This window comes from Brevibacillus sp. B_LB10_24, assembly GCF_046036945.1.
GTDB lineage: Bacteria > Bacillota > Bacilli > Brevibacillales > Brevibacillaceae > Brevibacillus_C.
Genome location: NZ_JBJQOQ010000015.1, coordinates 82,668 through 101,222 on the forward strand (window position 1 = coordinate 82,668; position 18,555 = coordinate 101,222).

The window sequence follows — 18,555 nt, forward strand, 5'->3', positions numbered from 1 at the left end:
CCGAATATTCAATCTATTTACGGAAAGAATAGCACTTGTATTCATATTGGTTGGGCGGGCCAATCGCGACCCATAGATTGCCCTCGGTAGGTTCGGCGATGACCGATGCAAAAGTGATAATGTCCGCCGCTTTTTCACCAGGCGCCTGTACTTCCTCGTCACCCGGCATCTGGCACAAACAGTGGGGATAACTGCCGCGGTCCCTCAAGATGCCCTGCATCACTTCGACATTGAGCCGGCCGTGGTTCTCTTGCAGCAAATGGCTCATCCGCTCCAGGCGGACACGTGAATTCTCCAATTCCACCCCGCCCAGCTTCTCGGCATCAAGCAGGCCCTCTGCGATAAAATGATTGGAATGGGCAAGCAGTCCGTTATCCGGGGGAATCAGTCCCTCCCGTGTTGGCGTGTTCTCCATACTGACCGCTCCCCCATGTGCGTCCAGCATGATCAGATTTCTCGAAGAGGCGCGCTCGACCTTTTGCACCAAGGAAACAGCCTCGGCAATTGTGCCGCAGGTAAGAGCCAGTCGGGACAGCATATAGCGCGGGAAGCCTGCTCTCCAGCCATCACAGGTAATAAAATTAGCAAATACCCCCAACCCCAGCTGATTGATGCCAATGTAGGATATTTGACCGGCAGGCGTTAAAACCAGATGGGCCGGCCCGTCGTCAGGAACGTACTCGATCACCACGCCAAGTTCGGAATAGAATGCCGGGAGGTCGCAGTTTTGTCCAATCAGCGGAACGCCATTGGAAGCCGCCTCCGGCAAGACGGCAAAAGTCGTGCATTCAGTGTTTGATTTGCAGAAGTGGTTTACTTCGGCTCTCAGTTGAAGCAGATACGCTTCCTCTACGGTAATATTGGCCCCTTCCGCGATTCCCTCAACCTCTTCGTCAAAGGCGGCTGCGTATTTTTTGACATAAGGCCGGTAGCGTAAAACGGCTTCCTCCAATTGATTCGAGGATACAGAAAAGCGATGATTCAACCGCTTGGTTACATATTCGAGGTGTTTGGCGATCAAAGCGGAACATGCCTCGCCATATTGGCGGCCGATCTGCCGATGCGTCCCCTGAAAGCGGTAAGAAGGAAAAAATTTTGCTGCTTGTCCCTCAAAGGTGCCTGTGTTTTGCGTCTGCATCGTACAATCTCCTTCAATTTGATAGTTTTTCGGATAAAGCCCTTACATGTTCGAAGGTAGCTAAACAATCACCTGCCTCTCGCGTTGTATTCTTTTGAATATTCCGTACCGAAAGTGTATCATTCGTTACTCTTAAAGTGAATTTAATAAATTTTAGGTCATTATTAAAAAAATTTTAACAATTGGCCGCAGCAGAAGATGAGAATGTGGTTGATTGCTAAATATGGGACACGATATGACTCACGAACCTGTCGACTATCGTAATTTGTCTGGATGATTCCCGATAAAACATCCACGTCTTCAAGGAAATGGTTTGTCCATTTTGGTGGACCATTTCTGTGACGAGCAGCTGGTCCTCCGGCGATAAAAATATTTCCGGTATGATGGCGTAACCGAGGCGATTTTTCACCATCTCTTTGCAGATTTCAAAGTTGTCGACTTGCATCGTGATGCGCGGAGGTTCGTTAAAGCGTTCGTACCACCAACTATTGATTTCCTCGCTAAAATCTGAGCTGTTCTTGTAGTTGATCCGGGGAATGCGGGGCAAATCGCGCAAATCGATCTGATCTTTCGAGACGATATAAACATTTTCTTCCCGAATCAGGTATTTTTCTTCCGACCAGGCGTAATTCCCCCTGACGATCCCTACATGGATGTCTTCCTCCCGCAGCAGTTCGAACACCTCGTCGCTGATGCCGGTGTTCACATTAATTTCCACCTTGGGATAAAGGTCCAAAAAATTCTTCAGAATGGGGGGAAGCCTGTAAAGCGCGATTGCCCGCGATACGCCCAGCCTTAAGGTGCCTTGCACCTCGCTCCCCATATTCAGCATGTGTTCCCTGGTCTTTCTCAGCTCCAGCAGCGCTCTCTTGGCGTATTGAACCAGATACCGCCCTTCCGGGGTAAATTCGATCCTTCTCCCGTTTTTTGTCATAATTTGAACGCCAAACTCCTTCTCCAGCTGCTGAAGCCTGTACGTCAAAGCCGGCGGTGTCATGTAAAGCAGTTCCGCCGCCTTGGTGAGGTTTTGCATCTCAAATATGTACTTCAACATCAGACAGTCCTTCTCGTTCATCGGATTCCCTCCCTGTCTTACACAACCATTCGCTTTCATTTTAGCGCTGCTCCGTATCCGATTCAGCAGATTTTTCTAGCGGCAGGATAAATTCTCGTTCTTCGATTTGGTCATGTACACAAAAAAAACAAAAAGGAACAGTCAAGGCGGCAGCTATCTCACCCGACTGTTCAACATTATGATCAGCCATACGGCTTTTCCTTGCCGGTAAGCGTTAGTCCAAGAGATGGCAACTCACCTTGTGTCCGTCTCCCGCCACTCTCATCACAGGCGCTGTTTGCTTGCATACTTCGATCGCGTGGGGGCATCTCGTATGAAACACACAGCCCGACGGCGGGTTTAACGGCGAAGGAATATCGCCTTTCAAGATCATTCGTTCTTTCCTCGCTTTGGGGTCCGGCAGCGGAACGGAACTTAACAGGGCTTGTGTATAGGGATGGAGCGGGTTTTCGAATAACTGATCAGTTGCCGCCTCTTCCATCACCTTCCCCAGGTACATGACTGCGATCCGATCCGAGATATGGCGAACGACACTTAGGTCATGGGAGATAAAGAGGTAGGTAAGCTTTAATTCTCTTTGCAGGCGTTGCAGCAGGTTAATCACCTGGGATTGAATCGACACATCCAATGCCGAAACCGGTTCATCACATATGACCACTTTCGGATCGACGACGAGAGCCCGGGCTAGTCCAATCCGCTGTCTCTGACCGCCGGAAAATTCGTGCGGGTACCGGTAATAATGCTCCATCTGCAGCCCTACTTTTTCCATGATTTCCATTACCTTCTCCGTTCGCTCTTCCTTCGTGCCGATTTTATGGATGATCAGCGGTTCTTCCAGTATTTGTCCGATTCGTTTTCGGGGGTTCAGCGAAGAATACGGGTCTTGGAAGACCATCTGCAGGTCCTTACGCATCGCTTTGAGCTCTTTTCGATTGAATTGAAAAATATCTTGGCCCTTATAAATCGCTTTTCCTTCCGTAGGATTCGTCAGACGCAAAATGGTTCTGCCTGTCGTGCTCTTTCCGCAACCCGATTCGCCTACAAGAGCAAACGTCTCTCCATCGCGCAGCTGAAAGGAAACATCATTTACTGCCTTCACGTGCGTGCTTCCCTTTTCTAATCGACTCAGTCCCTTTTTTACGGGAAAAAACTTTTTTAAGCCCTGGATGTCCATCAGTACATCGCTTTCAGATTTTTTGCTGTGCTGCTGCGACATATCCGCCTTCCTCCTTTGCCACGATCTCTTCGAAATACCAGCACCTTACTTTTTGGTTGTCGCTGTAGACTTGCAACCCTGGCAATTCCTCCCGGCATTTCTCATCGGCATGCGGGCATCGCGTTGAAAACCGGCAGCCTTTTGGCTTGTTCGTCAATGCCGGCACATTGCCCTGGATGACATGAAGTTCTTGCGAGCGGTCACCTGTCCACTGAGGAATGGATTTGAGCAGGCCTTTTGTATAGGGATGCAGCGGGCGCTCAAACAAGGTATTTACATCCGCTTCTTCCACGATTTGCCCAAGATACATGACCATGACCCGGTCGCATAACTCGGCGACAACCCCCAAATCGTGCGTGATGAAAATGATGCCCATATTGGCGCCTTGATTCAGCTCCTTCATCAAGCTTAAGATCTGCGCCTGAATCGTCACGTCTAACGCTGTCGTCGGCTCATCCGCGATCAGCAAGCTCGGCTCACAGGCAAGCGCGATCGCGATCATGGCCCGCTGGCGCATCCCGCCCGACAATTGGTGGGGGTACTCGTTGACTCTTTTTTCGGGGGCGGGGATGCCGGTCATCTCAAGCAGTTCGACCGCTCTTTTATAGGCCTCGCGCTTTGACTTTTTTTGATGCAGCATGAGCGGTTCGGCAATTTGCCTGCCAATCGTAAAGACGGGATTTAGCGAGCTTAATGGATCTTGGAAGATCATCGAGATTTCATTGCCGCGCACCTTTTGCATCTGCTTTTTCGGCAGCTTCAGCAAATCTTTGCCGTTGAGTGAGATTTCCCCTTCGTAATCGACCATGTTTTCGTCATAGAGCCTGAGAATCGATTGCGAGGTGACACTTTTTCCGCAGCCTGACTCGCCTACAAGTCCGACGATTTCCCCTGCCTGAATCTCGAATGTGACATCGTCTACCGCCGTCATTCGGCCTTTTTCCGTATAAAAATGGGTGCGTAAATTCCTTATGTTCAACAGAGGTTGGTTTCCCATAGAAAGATCCTCCTATCTGCTTGCATTTTGAGTGGGAACAGATCTGGTTTCGCGTTTGAACGGCCTGAATAAGCCCAGGCGTTTTTTCGTCACGGGTTTCGTATGAGGATCGATCGCATCGCGCAGGCCGTCACCGAGAAAATTGAGGCCAACGACAGTGAGGATGAGCATCACCCCTGGAAAAAGCGTCATCCACCAGGCGTTGAAGATCACCAATTTTCCATCGTAGAGGATGTTTCCCCAACTTGGATCGGGTGTCGGAACGCCTGCGCCGAGAAAGCTTAAAGCCGCTTCGGTAATGATCGATTCGGCAAAGATAAACGTCGCCTGAACGATAAGCGGCGAAAAGGCGTTAGGCGCTATATGCAGAAAAATGATCCGTAAGGGGCCGGCACCCTGCGACTTCATGGCTTCAATGTAGGTTTCTTCCTGGATCGACAACGCGCGAGACCGGACGACACGGGCAATATGCGGGGTAAAGACGATGCCAAGTGCGATGATGACATTGCTTGTGCTTGGACCCATCACCGCCATCAGAGCGATCGCAAACAGAATGCCCGGAATCGCCATGAGTCCGTCGCAGATTCTCATCAGGATATGATCCATCGTCCTGTAATAACTGGCCAGCAAACCGATCATCATGCCGATCACAGAAGTAATGAAGGCGACACAGAGCCCTACGCTCAGGGAGACTCTGGCGCCGTATACCACACGGGCGAACAAATCGCGTCCCAGGTTGTCCGTCCCGAACAGATGCTCCCCGCCCGGTCCTTTCAAGCGGTTTTCTACCATCATTTCATAAGCGTCGTACCTTGTGATCGCCGGACCGATCGCTGCCAGGATGATGACGAACAACATGATCATGACGCCGGTGATTAACAGTTTATTGGAGAGCAACCTTTTCCGCATAAGAAACCGCTGTTCTTTTTTCATTTTTTTCCTGATTTCTGTTAATGCTGTCTTTTCCACCGCGAATCCTCCTTGGTTTATTTGCGCTGCTGCAGACGCACGCGCGGGTCGATGAACCCGTACATCAGGTCGATGATGAGATTGAGGCAAACGTAGATCAAGGTGACAAACAGTACGATTCCTTGAATGATTGCGTAGTCGCGCCGCTCAATCGAGTTGATGATCAACTGGCCGATCCCGGGGATGTTGAAAATGGTTTCGGTGACAACAGCTCCCGTCACTAAAGCTCCGAATGTTTGTCCAATCACAGTTAAAATCGGCAGGAAAGCATTCTTTAGCGCATGCTGACAGATGACTGTGATTTCTTTCGTACCCTTTGCCCTCGCCATCTTGATGTAGTCCGTATTCAGCACTTCGAGCATGGAAGAACGGGTCATACGGGAAATTAAAGCGGCTTGAATCGCTCCCAAAGAAATCGCCGGCAGGATCAAAAATTGAAGGTGATTCCACAACCCCTTTTGAAGCGTTTGGTAGCCGGCAACGGGAAGCCAGCCCAAATGTACGCCGAAGAGGAGCACAAGAAACAACGCCAGCAGGAAACTGGGAATAGCCATCCCGATCAACGATAAAAACATGACGGATTGATCAGTCATTGTGCCCCGTTTGATTGCCGCAAGTATCCCCAGCGGAATCGCGATTACGATCGCGATGATCTGCGCAAAAACAGCGAGGGAAAAAGTCGGTGCGACATGATCGATGATACTGGTCAACACGGGTTGCTTCATGAAGTAGGAAGTGCCGAGGTCGCCTCTTAAGACGCCGCCGAGCCAATGCAGGTATTGTTCAGGGATCGGATCATTCAATCCCATCTGCTCTCTGAGTTCATTTACCTGCTCAACGGTCGCCTCATTGCCGAGAATGTAGGAAGCCGGATCGCCGGGCGTAAAGTGGACGATAAAGAAAATGACAAGCGAGACAATAAATAATACGGGGATAAGAGAAAGAATTCTTTTCAAAATATAGACAGCCATAAAATACTACCCTCTCCTTTGCCAAGTAGATTTCCAAGTCAGGAAGGTTCCTCCCTATCCGCTTCATCGATGGCCTCTCAGCTTTCCCTCCTTTGCCCATTACGCCGGTGCGCCAACCGCTGGCGAATCCACACCATAACAATTCGCAATTAATCGTCAATATACAAAATTACCTATTGACCTACTTTTCGGACTATTATAACATGGGTCTAGGTTCTGATAAAGAACTTTATTTCCTGAATGCGAACCCAAATAGAGTAAAGAGGTGGATGTCTCATTGACGAAAGCTATGAAAAAAGCAGAGCGATTATTGGAACTGACAGAGAAAGCCAAGTTTATCCGCTTGGAGACAGTTCGACTTGTTGACATTGCCAAGAGTGGCCACTATACCAGTGTTTTTTCTTGCGCAGAGCTGTTTTCCGTCTTGTATTACCACGTCATGTCAGTCGATCCCAAGAACCCCAAATGGGCCGATCGCGACCGCTTTGTATTAAGCAAGGGCCACGCAGCCGTAGGCCTATATCCTGTGTTGGCGGACCTCGGTTTCTTCCCAAAAGACTGGCTGGATTCCTATACCCGTGTCGGCAGTCCGCTTGGCGATCATCCGGATATGCGAAAGGTGCCGGGCATTGATTTCAGTTCCGGTTCGCTCGGCCAGGGCTTGTCTGTATCGGTAGGGATGGCGCTCGGCGGAAAAATCGATAAAAAAAGCTATACGGTGTACTGCATGCTTGGCGACGGTGAACTGAATGAAGGGCAAATCTGGGAAGCAGCCATGTCGGCGGCAAAATTCAAGTTAAACAACCTTGTGGCCATCGTTGATCGCAATCAAATGTCCCTTGACGGATTTACAGAAGATGTCATGCCGGTCCATCCGATCGATGAAAAATTCCGCGCATTTGGCTGGGATACTCGGCAGGTGGACGGCCATGACCTGTCTGCGCTGCTGGAGCTCTTTGACGAAGTAACATCGGCTCCGCGGGAAAAACCATTGGTCATCATCGCAGACACCGTGAAGGGCAAAGGCGTTAAAGGCATGGAGCTGAACAATGATTGGCATCTGGGATATCTGGTCGAGGAAGATCGAAAAAAGGTAGAGGAGGAAATCAACCTTGGTTTACAACCCCGCTCATGAACAGTTGGATCGCAATTTGAAAGAGGGTTCCTGGAACGTCAGCATTTCTGCCCGGATGGGCGAGTCGGCAGTAAGCGGAAAAGTGTTGGCGCAGATGCGCCAGGAACGTGAAGACATCGTCGTCTTTACGGCCGATCTCATGTTTTCCAACAGAATGTCTGACTTTGCCAAACAACATCCGGACTCGTTCTTCAACTTTGGCATATCCGAACAGAATATGATTACAGCGGCCGCAGGTCTTGCCACGACGGGAAAAATCCCGTATATCGCATCTTTTGCCTCGTTCCTCTCCCTGCTTGGCTGTGAACAGATTCGGACTTCAGTCGCTTACCCGGGTCTGCCTGTTCGCATCCTCGCTCATCATGCCGGGATGACCATGGGTTTTTACGGCACGTCGCACCACGCCCTGGAAGACCTGTCGATTATTCGTGCGATGGCCAACATGACGATCATTTGCCCCAGCGATGCGATACAAATCGAAGCTGCCCTAAGAGCGACGGTAGATCACCCGACGCCGATCTATTTCCGTCTCGGTCGCGGACGGGAAGCACAGGTTTACGATCAGCACACAGCGCCCTTCGAACTGGGAAAAGCCGTAGAACTGCGTGACGGGCAAGATGTCGCTGTGATTACCAATGGTTTGACGCTGAAAGCAGTCGCCGATGCCGCTGATCTGTTAAAGGCGGAAGGCATTCACGTGAAAGTCCTGGATATGCATACGATCAAGCCATTCGATGCCGAAGCCGTAAAAAAGGCGGCAGCGGAAACCGGGAAGATCATGACCGTGGAAGAGCACAACATCATCGGCGGGATTGGCAGTTGTGTAGCCGAAGTCATCGCTGACTACAACCTGGACTGCCAGTTTAAACGGCACGGCATCTACGATGAATACGTTTTGATTGGACCGCCGCTCGCCTTGTACGATCACTATCATTTGAATGCGGAAGGCGTCGCTAAAGAGATTCGGAATTTTGTCAAAGGCTCAAAAAAGGGGGTGTGAGAATTGGCGAACGGGATATTGCCAGGAGATAAAGCTAGGGCCGTCCTGGAGAAGGAAAGCAAGTACCTCTGTGCAGCCGCCGCCGCTACCACGCCGATAGTTTGGAAAGAAGCACTGGGCGCGACCGTCGTCGACGTGGACGACAATCGGTATATCGATTTCACGTCAGGTATTCTCGTTGCGAACGTCGGCCATTCCCATCCAAAAGTAGTAAAAGCGATTCAAGAACAGGCAGGAAAGTTTCTCAATGCCTACAATTCCGCCCACCAGCTGCGAGCCGATCTTTGCGAAAGGCTTACCGCTCTCTTTCCCAGCAAGTTAAATCGGGCCCTGCTGCTGACGACCGGGGCGGAGGCAATTGAATCGGCGGTAAAAATCGCCAAGGCCTACACGGGCAAAAACGAGATCATCAGTTTTAACGGCTCTTTTCATGGAAAAACCCATCTGACGATGAGCATCGGCGGGATTCGGCAGACGAAGGAAGGCTTTGGACCGCAGGCATCCAACGTGGTTCACGCCCCCTTTCCTTACGTCTACCACTCCTATTACAGGGATGAAGCAGCCTGCGTAGACAGTTGCTTGCAGCAATTGCGAGAGACGATGGCCACTTCATCGACAGGCAGCATCGCGGCCGTCGTGATGGAATCCTACCTGGGGAGCGGCGGCTGCGTTGTCCCTCCGGCCCGTTTTGTCCAGGGTGTTCGGCAGCTTTGCGACCAGCATAACATCGTATTTATCGTCGACGAGGTGCAAGCCGGCTTCGGACGCACCGGAAAGATGTTTGGTTTTGAACATTACGGAGTCGTCCCCGATATCGTCTGCCTGGCAAAAGGCTTGTCGGCAGGCGTTCCTACCAGCGCGGTAGTGGCCGGCGAAGGTTTGATGAAGGCTCTTCCGCCCGGATCGGCGAGCAGTACGTACGGCGGGAATCCCCTGTCCTGTGCCGCTGCTCTGGCGGTCTTGGATGTGATCGAAAGCGAAGGACTGGTGCAGCGGGCGGAAGCGTTGGGCCAAGTGCTGGCGAAGAGGTTAAAAGAACTGGAACAAAAATACCCGTTCCTGGGCGAAGGCCGCTCGATCGGCCTGGTCACCGGGTTGGAAATTGTCGAGGATCCAGCAACCCGCGTGCCCTCCCCCGCCTTAGCGAACGCAATCGTCAACGAGGCTATCGGGCGAGGCTTGGCTCTGATTTCCCCTACCGGACTTTACGGAAATGTGATTCGGATGATGCCGCCGTTGGTCATCTCCGAAGAGCTTATGAACCAAGGATTAGACATTCTTGACGAGGCGATGGCAAAAGTAAGTGACGATGTATCCAAAACGCAAGCAGGAGAGTGATGATGATGAGAACTGGCGCAGCCTTTAACAACGAACAAAGCGGCCTGATCTGGTGTTACACCGACAACTTGAGTTTTGAGCCCGGAGATGACGTTCATTTCCGCGTTTCCTGTAAAAGTGAGCGCTTTTCGATTGAAATTGCCAGAATCGGATTGGAACGCAAGGTTGTCTATGCAGAAGCGGGAATTGCTGGAGCCTGGCACCCCATTCCCGAGAATGCCTATGAAACTGGTTGCGAGTGGCCGATCGCTCATACTTACTCCCTACCTCGCAGCTTGTCCTCCGGCTACTATCAGGTGCTGGTAAAAGCAGATGAAGCGGAAGGCAGAACAGCTCAATCCGAACATTTTTTTGTGGTCCGCCCCGGACAGAACCAGCCCAAAAACAAGATTTTGTTCGTCTTGTCGACCAACACATACCATGCGTATAACAGTTGGGGAGGCGGCAACCTCTACTCCTTCAAAGACAGCTACGCCTTTCACACCAAGCGAAAACCCTATCGCGTTTCTACGCGGCGGCCTTTCGAACCCGGACTTTTGAGCAAGTATCCCGGCGCGCCGCGAACGACTTTCCCGCCCAGCCAGCAGCTAGGACCGCGCGAGCAGCAAAGCCGCCCCTACCTCCCCTTTTCCATCGCGGAAGGGATCGATTATTGGACGGTGGCTTCCGGCTTCAGTGGACGTTGGGAAGAGATTTTTGTCCAATTTTTAGAAAAGAATAACTATGCTGTCGACTACATTACGCAATACGATTTGAATCAAAATCCCGGCATCCTCGATTCCTATAAACTCTGCCTGAGTGTGGGACACGACGAGTACTGGAGCTGGAAAGAAAGAGAAGCCATTGAAACTTGGGTAGAAGGCGGAGGTAACTTCGCTTTATTCTCGGGCAACTCGATATTCTGGCAGGTTCGCTTTGAAGACGATGGAAGAACCATGGTCTGCTACAAAAACGAGGCGCTCACAAAAGACCCGGTCGTCGGAACCGGTGAAGAGAAATACACGACCACCATGTGGTCCTCATCGATTATCGGACGGCCGGAAAATACACTTACTGGGCTTTCCTTTACACGTGGGGGTTACGCTCGAACAGGTATGACAGTCCCCCGCGGTTCGGGAGGGTACACGGTCTATCGGCCCGAACATTGGGCGTTTCAAGGGACAGGCCTGGAATACGGCGATGTTCTCGGAGCGACAAATTCAATCCTTGGCTACGAATGTGACGGCTGCGCTTTTACATTCGTGGACGGCAGGCCAGAGCCCACCGGGGAAGACGGTTCGCCGAAAAACATGGAAATTCTCGCCATATCGCCTGTTACCAACTCAGAACGTCTGGACCAGGGCTACAATGAAGCAGAACTGCTGGTCAAACAAGATAGTCTGTCCCGATTTGCCCAGGAGATTTTGGGTGAAGACAACGAGCAGAACCGCGATCGTTTTCGTTACGGTCACGCGATGATCGTCGCTTTTGACAAAGGGAAGGGCAAAGTCTTTAACAGCGGGAATGTGGAATGGGCCTTCGGTTTGACGGGCAATGATCCGTTCGTGGAGATTATTACCAAGAACGTGATTGACACCTTTACGAAATAAAAGGAAAGATCAGTCACTTGTCATTCATCAATTATGAGATCGGGGGTAATTCGATGAGAAAAAAGATGTACCGTTTCTGTTTCATCATGTTGGCTGTTTTCTTGGCGGCGGGTTGTTCGAGTGCCGGAACGAAAGAAGAAGCCTCCGGCCAACAGCCGGAAATGGCTGCCGAACTGAGAGTCGCCATTAACGCACAGCCGACATCGCTCGACCCTCACCAGACGACAGCCTCTATGACCAGTGTGATCTCCAGAAATATCTTCGAGACATTGATGACGTTGAATGCAAAATATGAACCTGTCCCGATGCTGGCCGAATCCGTAGAGGTGAGTCCGGATTCGCTGACGTACACATTTACGCTGCGACAAGGCGTGAAGTTTCATAACGGGAAGGAAATGAAGGCGGAAGATGTCGCGGCTTCGATGACTCGCTGGCTCAACAAATCTTCCATTGCGAAAAAGTCCCTGGGGGAAGACGCCGCCTTTACAGCAGACGGCGATTACAAAGTGGTCCTCTCCTTGAAAAAGGTCTCGTCAGGAGTGTTAAATGCGATGGCTACGGCCAAACAGCTTGCAGCCATCTATCCCAAAGAAGCGATCGACTCCGCAGACAGCTCGGGCAACCTGACGGAATTCATCGGTACCGGCCCCTACCGATTTGAAGAGTGGAAACAGGATCAATATATCCACCTGTCCAAATTCGCTGACTACGTCGGTCGGGACGGCAGTCCGGATGGATTGTCGGGGAGCAAGGCGCCGAAAGTGCAGGACTTGTACTTCGATGTCGTCACAGACCCATCGACTCGTCTGTCCGGCGTGAAAACGGGTATGTACGATATCGCCATGAATATTCAGCCGGAACACTACGAGCAGCTCAAAAGCGATCCTTCCATTGAAACCGTGACCGACCAGCGCTCCTATGAGATTTTGAACTTCAATAAAAAAACTGGCCCCCTTACCGATGTGAGAATCAGGAAAGCGATCAGCGCTGCGCTGGATTTGGACAGCATCATGTACGGAGCGTTTGGCAACAAAGATCTGTACGATATTTATCCCGGATTCATGAAGAAAAATCAGAAGTTTTACTCAGAGGCAGCAAGCGAATTCTACAATCGCAAAGACCCGGAGCTGGCGAAACAACTGCTGAAAGAAGCGGGATACAACAATGAACCGATCGTGCTCATGACTTCGCGCGACTATGATCACTTTTACCAAGCGGCGACAGTCATTCAACAACAGCTGCAAAATATCGGCATGAACATCAAGCTTGACGTGTACGACTGGCCCACCTTCCTCGATCTTGAAAACAAACCGGAGAGTTGGGACATGGAAACGACCGGATACACCACCTGGATCACGCCAGCTGAAAATATCATCTTCAATAGCAATTCACCGGGATGGACCAGTGACCCCGGACTAGATAAGATCATCGACAGCATCAAAAGTTCCACTTCCGATGACGAATTGCAAGCGGATTATGATAAATTGAGCGAATTCCTGTTAAAAGATTACGTGCCAGGAGTGAAGCTGGGGAATTTTAACGACATCTATGCGGTAAATAAAAAGGTTACGGGCTTTTCCGCATTTGAAGGCATGGTTCTTTGGAATACAGGCAAAGAAGAATAGCGAAAAGGAAATAAAAAGCACAAGGCCCATCGAGGAGAAACGTACCTGCTAAAAGCGTGAATCCTTGATGGGGCCTTCCTGACGGTTTTTTCCATGTGAGACGAGGAAATTTAGAATCAAAGGGGAAATATAATGAAGATATTACATTTGCAAGGAGATGCGAAAGAAATTGGGCGGCAGCACGGCGAGCAGGGAAAAGACGAAATCATAAAAAATCTGGAAATCTACGAGCGTTTGTTTTACGGATTTCAGGGAATAAATTGGAGAACGGCCAGGGAGCGGGCGAAAGTCCATTTACCCGCCATCGAAGCCTTTGATGCAGCCTTGCTTGAAGAAATGCAGGGAGTTGCCGAAGGGGCCGGAATCGATCTGGAAGATGTTTTGGCGTTAAATGCGAGAAGCGAACTAGCCCTTGCCGGGGATGCCCCTATTGTTTTCCCCGATGGATGTACAAGTATCGGGACAGCTTCCCCCCTCACTTCTGACACGATAATTGGCCAAAATTGGGACTGGAAAGCTGAACTAAAAGAAAGCCTTTTGATGGTAAAAATAAAGCGTGAGAAGAAACCTGACATTTTTATGGTGACAGAAGGAGGGATCATTGGGAAGATTGGCTGCAATGAGCACTCCTTGGGTGTCTGTCTCAATGCCCTTATGACCGATAAAAAAACGTCCGGCGTGCCGATTCATCTGGGGCTCCGTTCCATATTGGATTCTTCGTCGCTTCATGAAGCGATGGCAAAAGTACAAGAAGGCCAAATGGCTTCATCAGCAAACTTTTTGATCGGATACAGCGAAGGAAAGCACAAGGGCATGGCTTTACATGTTGAAGTCTCTCCGTTCGGCATCGGAATATCCAATGAGGATGCCTGTTATGGAGTTCACACGAATCATATCTGCACACAAGATATCCTTATGCATGTAGCAGATCAAAACCTTCTTCGATTTAGAGATTCGGTTATCAGAAAACGAAGAGCCGAACAAATGATAGAAAATGCGATACAAGAAAAAAGCGAGATCGATGAATTCGCGTTTCAAAGGTGGCTTGGCGATACGTTTAATGCCCCTAAATCTATAAACCGCTACATCAATAACCAGGCTCCAGAGCATCTGCAGACAGAGACGGTATTTTCGATTGTAATGAACCTCACCTCAAAAGATATCTACGTTTGTGATGGGATGCCGGCACATGAGTCCTACCAAAAATATTCTTTACCATAGGTTACAATCATCCCATTTTTGGAATACAACTATGAAAAAAGGTTAGGAATATCATTTATCCAAAAAATACTGGAGCATTCACGGCAAAAACTGCGGTTGGAAAGAGAGGCCAAAAAATGGGTCGTAACAGTGAAGGAATGACGAAAATGAAGGAGACAGTTGGCGTCCTTGATAAAGCGCTCACTGTCATCTCCGTTCTGGAGAAGACAAAAGACGGTATTGGACTCACCGAAATTGCTCAACTTGCCGGTATTAACAAAACGAGCTGCTATCGAATTCTAAATACTCTGATGAGTGACGGTATGGTGGAGATCGGGGAACGAACAGGTACCTACCGTCTGGGAATTCGCTTTCTGGAACTGGGAGGAATTGTCCAAAGAAGGATCAATTTACGCCAGGCAGCACTGCCGGCGTTAACCCACCTGACCGAGAAGACAGGTGATACGAGCTTTCTCTGCATCTTAAATAGTCTAAAAGCAGTATGTATCGAGAGAATCGAAGGCAAGGATGTCCAAGTGCTCACCTTAAATGTCGGTGATACTTGGCCTCTCTATATCGGAGCCGCACCCAGAGCGATACTGGCAAACCTTGATGACGAACAAGTGTCGCAAATCTTGTCAGCGCCATTAGAAACCAAAGCGCTGCAGATAACTGATCCCGCCGTTTATTGGGAGATGATTCGCGATATCCGGGAAAAAGGGTATTCTGTGAGTTTTGAGGACGTAACGCTAGGAGTATCCAGTATCGGAGCACCCGTGTACAATCATATGGGACATGTCGTCGGATCAATCAGTCTCAGCAGCACGATCCAGAGAATTCCGCCTGAGCGCGAGGAAGAAATTGCCCAACTTGTTGTAGACACCGCTAAACAGATCTCTAAATCGCTGGGGTGGGCTCCTTAGACAAAAAATCATATCTGGAGGATTGTAAATGGGAGCCGTAAAAATCAAATCTCTGATATTTGTATTCTTGTTGGCATTACCTTTGTTCGGATGCAGTTCGAACACAACAGAAAGCTCTGATACGGGCAGTAATCCTGACGGCGGCGAATTAAGAATAGCGTACCCCTCCCAACCGCCAACACTTGATCCGCACGTAACGACGTCGTCGCCTACAAGGGATGTTGCCAGGCATATTTTTGAGACTCTTGTAACGTTAAACTCGAAATACGAAGTTGTTCCGATGTTGGCTGAATCCATAGACCAAACCGAAGATAAAACGACCTACACGTTCCATTTGCGAAAAGACGTGAAGTTCCACAATGGAAAAACGATGACCGCTGAAGATGTCGTCGCCTCTATGAACAGGTGGAAAGAGAAATCTTCATCAGTCCAGGTGATTCTAAGCGATGCGACATTTTCAGCCGCAGACGAATACACCGTCACCTTGCATTTGAAAGAGCCTTCTTCCCTGGCTTTAACGGCACTGGCAGCTTCAACTCAATTTGCCGCGATCATGCCGAAGGAAATCATTGAATCGGCCGATGCCAAAGGTGTAAAAGAGTACGTCGGGACAGGGCCCTTCCAGCTTAACGAATGGAAGCCCGACCAATACATCCACTTGACGAAATATGCTGACTACCAATCCGTGGAGATGCCTGCAGACGGAATATCCGGAAAAAAAGCAGCCCTTGTCGACGATCTTTACTTCGAGATCGTCAAAGACGCATCCACTCGGATTGCCGGAGTTCAAACCGGGCAGTACGACGTTGGCCTGTATTTGCCGCATGAGAATTACCAACAACTAAAGAGCCGTTCAGATCTGGAGACAGGCACGAACATTGCCGGCGAACTAAACCTCATCTTCAATAAGAAACAAGGTGTGTTTGCCAATGTAAAAATGAGACAATCTGTTAACGCTGCCCTGGATTCTGAAAAAATACTGCTAGGCGCCTTCTCCGACAAGGATCTGTCCAGGATGAACTCCAGTTATATGCTCCCGGAACAAGTAAATTGGTACAGTAAAGCTGGCGGCGAACAATACAACCTGTCTGATCCGCAGAAAGCCAAACAGTTCTTGCAGGAGGCTGGTTACAACGGGGAAGAAATTACCTTCCTGGCCACTCGTGAATATCCATTTAATTACAATTCATCCGTCATCGTCAAGGAGCAGCTTGAAAGCATTGGGATAAAAGTCAACTTGCAGACTTATGATTGGGCGACCGTCGTGAGCATGCGGGAGGATCCGACAAAGTGGAATCTACTGATCACCGGATATCCGATCGTCTCGACACCGGTAGAAAACGTCTTTTTAAATTCCCGCTTTTTCAGCGGCCCGGTAGATGATAAAATCACCGATTTGTTGTACGCGATCAAAACATCGAAGTCTCAAGAAGATGCCAAGAAACTGTGGGATGAATTGCAGGCATACTCATGGGAGTACCTTCCTTTTGTAAAAATCGGAGACTATACAGATATCTGGGCAGTAACTAAGAAGGTAGAGGGATATCACTACTTTGAAGGTCCTGTACTCTGGAATACCAGGAATTCACAATAATTCGTCTTCCGCGCCGCCAGATATCAAGGAGGAATCACGAAAATGAGTACCGACAACGACGCTGTGCAGACCTTTTTGCGTCTCTTTCACTCTTTCACCGTCTATGATATATCACCTTTGTTCGAGCACAACATGCCTGGCTGGCCAACCCACGATAAATTAGGGGTGATCACAAATGCCAGAAATTTCGATCAAAACGGTTACTACGCCCAGACACTTGTCATGTCAGAACACACGGGTTCACACGTCGATGCCCCGCGTCACAATTTTCCCGAGTTGGCCACGATCGACGACTTTCCGGCAGATTATCTGATCGGACCTTATAAGAAATACGATCTTTCCGCATACAACCCGCAACCAGGTGAACCGGTGACACTGCAGATCATCAAAGAGGTCGAACGCAAAGAGAATTTTTCGCCAAACCAGGGTGATATCGTGCTCCTGGATTTCGGCTGGGACCAATACTATAAACCGGAGAGTACCAACCCCAAAGAGCGAACCTGGTGGGAGAAAAACGAGCCCGGATTGACAGAGGAGGTCTGCCGCTACTTCTGCGAAGCGGGAATCAAGGCGATCGGCGCTGATACGGCTGCCGTCGATATTTCCGTAAAAGACGGTGTCGTTACAAGCGCCTATGGTCACCGCAAGTACTTTCTGCCGAAGAATATACTGATTATGGAAGGGTTTCACAACATGGACAAGGCTCCGGCGACCGGAATCTTCCTTGCAATCCCGCTTAAAATCAAAGCAGGCTCCGGCTCTCCGATCAGACCGTTCTTGCTTGGTTAACCCCGTTAACTTGTGCGTTTGAATCTATAACAAGCTAATGTTTTCGAACCCCATAAAAATGTAATGATTACCGTTACGAATGCTGTGATGATAAAGACTGAGAATGGGGCGATACTTGAGTCGTAATTGGGAAGCAAAAATGAACAAACGTTATTCATAGCATGAAATATAGCTGCTGCTAGTATACTTTTTCCTGTGTTTTGATAAAGCCAAACAATCAGAACTCGCAATAAAACCGAGCCAGCACATTGCCATATGATCCATTCAGGCGGGTGGATTTGAAGGTGAGGGATTATATGCCATATTTGCCACACAAATCCTAACATGATACTAGCCCATAAAGCATTCCACCGTTTCTCCATCGCGTCATAGGCATATCCTTGCCAGCCTATCTCCTCACATATTCCTGCGATTAAAAACACCAAGAAAAAGGCTAGTATCTTCAAAACGGTAATTTGCAAGTCAGGGATCGATTCCCCCATTATTTTCATTAATCCATATGCGAAAATCATGATAAAAGGCTCCAAGAGAAAGACAGGTACATACCAGATCTTTTTCTTGATCCGATAAGGAAAAGCCGCCTTTACTAGTTGTTTTATGCCATCTGATCCATCATTCCTGCGGACAAGGATCAAAGCCGCGATTGTCGGGCAGACAAACATAAGCGCACTGAGGGGAAGGTTTATGTGTATTTCTTTCTGCAAAAATTGTTCTCCTGCCATTCCCATTAACCAGAACGGAATGGCGAGAATGAAAACCAATAAGAAAAAGATCCAGGGAGAATGATTTGAGGATTTATTACCTATGTTCATAATCTTTTGACTCCCATGTTTGTTGCATTTAACATTTTCACATGTTTTCTTTTATGCTCTTGCTCCTTCTTCCTAGATCTTTGCCAGAAAGTTGAGATGCTGCCTTCTAAGTAATTTTAATGCATCCAGAACGTCCTCTTCAATCCCGTTGGAAATATCATTGAACACAATAAAACTGACAATG

The 18,555-nt window shown here is 49.2% G+C and carries 17 protein-coding genes; 9 read left to right on the top strand and 8 right to left on the bottom strand.

Features of this window, described 5'->3' with window-relative positions:
• Nucleotides 1-13: 13 nt before the first annotated feature.
• The 7 genes from ACI7RC_RS15165 to ACI7RC_RS15195 all read right to left on the bottom strand — a co-directional run bounded on the left by ACI7RC_RS15165 (nt 14) and on the right by ACI7RC_RS15195 (nt 6,366).
• Nucleotides 14-1,138, bottom strand: a complete 1,125-nt coding sequence (locus tag ACI7RC_RS15165; protein WP_408109067.1) for a C45 family autoproteolytic acyltransferase/hydrolase — start codon at nt 1,136-1,138, stop codon at nt 14-16.
• A 217-nt stretch (nt 1,139-1,355) separates the two neighbouring features.
• On the bottom strand, nt 1,356-2,213 hold the full coding sequence (locus tag ACI7RC_RS15170) for a LysR family transcriptional regulator (protein ID WP_408109068.1): 858 nt from the start codon (nt 2,211-2,213) through the stop codon (nt 1,356-1,358).
• A 40-nt stretch (nt 2,214-2,253) separates the two neighbouring features.
• Nucleotides 2,254-2,403, bottom strand: coding sequence for a hypothetical protein (locus ACI7RC_RS15175; RefSeq protein ID WP_408109069.1), 150 nt, complete (start codon nt 2,401-2,403; stop codon nt 2,254-2,256).
• Nucleotides 2,404-2,427: 24 nt separating this feature from the next.
• Nucleotides 2,428-3,429 (bottom strand): ABC transporter ATP-binding protein, encoded by a 1,002-nt coding sequence (locus ACI7RC_RS15180; protein ID WP_408109070.1) that lies wholly within the window; start codon nt 3,427-3,429, stop codon nt 2,428-2,430.
• A complete protein-coding gene (locus ACI7RC_RS15185) occupies nt 3,401-4,426 on the bottom strand; it encodes an ABC transporter ATP-binding protein (RefSeq protein WP_408109071.1) in 1,026 nt (341 codons plus the stop codon). The genes ACI7RC_RS15180 and ACI7RC_RS15185 overlap by 29 nt, the downstream gene beginning before the upstream one ends.
• Nucleotides 4,427-4,438: 12 nt before the next feature.
• A complete protein-coding gene (locus ACI7RC_RS15190; RefSeq protein ID WP_408109107.1) occupies nt 4,439-5,359 on the bottom strand; it encodes an ABC transporter permease in 921 nt (306 codons plus the stop codon).
• Nucleotides 5,360-5,412: 53 nt separating this feature from the next.
• Nucleotides 5,413-6,366 carry an ABC transporter permease gene (locus ACI7RC_RS15195; protein WP_408109072.1) on the bottom strand — a complete coding sequence of 318 codons (954 nt, stop codon included), beginning with the start codon at nt 6,364-6,366 and terminating at the stop codon, nt 5,413-5,415.
• A gap of 277 nt (nt 6,367-6,643) precedes the next feature.
• Between ACI7RC_RS15195 and ACI7RC_RS15200 the strand changes: the two genes are divergently transcribed.
• From ACI7RC_RS15200 to ACI7RC_RS15240, 9 genes are all read left to right on the top strand, one after another.
• Nucleotides 6,644-7,501, top strand: coding sequence for a transketolase (locus ACI7RC_RS15200; protein ID WP_408109073.1), 858 nt, complete (start codon nt 6,644-6,646; stop codon nt 7,499-7,501).
• Complete coding sequence (locus tag ACI7RC_RS15205; protein WP_408109074.1) at nt 7,479-8,501, top strand: transketolase family protein; 1,023 nt, start codon at nt 7,479-7,481, stop codon at nt 8,499-8,501. Before ACI7RC_RS15200 ends, ACI7RC_RS15205 begins: the two co-directional genes overlap by 23 nt.
• Nucleotides 8,502-8,504: 3 nt before the next feature.
• Nucleotides 8,505-9,839, top strand: coding sequence for an aspartate aminotransferase family protein (locus tag ACI7RC_RS15210; RefSeq protein WP_408109075.1), 1,335 nt, complete (start codon nt 8,505-8,507; stop codon nt 9,837-9,839).
• Nucleotides 9,840-9,841: 2 nt separating this feature from the next.
• Complete coding sequence (locus tag ACI7RC_RS15215; RefSeq protein WP_408109076.1) at nt 9,842-11,428, top strand: N,N-dimethylformamidase beta subunit family domain-containing protein; 1,587 nt, start codon at nt 9,842-9,844, stop codon at nt 11,426-11,428.
• A gap of 53 nt (nt 11,429-11,481) precedes the next feature.
• Nucleotides 11,482-13,053: an ABC transporter substrate-binding protein gene (locus ACI7RC_RS15220; protein ID WP_408109077.1), complete on the top strand. Its 1,572-nt coding sequence runs from the start codon at nt 11,482-11,484 to the stop codon at nt 13,051-13,053.
• 132 nt (nt 13,054-13,185) lie between these two features.
• Nucleotides 13,186-14,274: a C45 family autoproteolytic acyltransferase/hydrolase gene (locus tag ACI7RC_RS15225; protein ID WP_408109078.1), complete on the top strand. Its 1,089-nt coding sequence runs from the start codon at nt 13,186-13,188 to the stop codon at nt 14,272-14,274.
• Nucleotides 14,275-14,390: 116 nt separating this feature from the next.
• A complete protein-coding gene (locus ACI7RC_RS15230) occupies nt 14,391-15,176 on the top strand; it encodes an IclR family transcriptional regulator (RefSeq protein WP_408109079.1) in 786 nt (261 codons plus the stop codon).
• Nucleotides 15,177-15,456: 280 nt separating this feature from the next.
• Nucleotides 15,457-16,770 (top strand): ABC transporter substrate-binding protein, encoded by a 1,314-nt coding sequence (locus ACI7RC_RS15235; protein WP_408109080.1) that lies wholly within the window; start codon nt 15,457-15,459, stop codon nt 16,768-16,770.
• A 42-nt stretch (nt 16,771-16,812) separates the two neighbouring features.
• Entirely contained in the window at nt 16,813-17,559 is a 747-nt protein-coding gene (locus ACI7RC_RS15240) for a cyclase family protein (RefSeq protein ID WP_408109081.1), read from the top strand.
• Between the two features lie 5 nt (nt 17,560-17,564).
• Here the strand turns inward: ACI7RC_RS15240 and ACI7RC_RS15245 are convergent, their stop codons facing one another.
• Nucleotides 17,565-18,371 carry a CPBP family intramembrane glutamic endopeptidase gene (locus tag ACI7RC_RS15245; protein ID WP_408109082.1) on the bottom strand — a complete coding sequence of 269 codons (807 nt, stop codon included), beginning with the start codon at nt 18,369-18,371 and terminating at the stop codon, nt 17,565-17,567.
• Nucleotides 18,372-18,555: the final 184 nt, after the last annotated feature.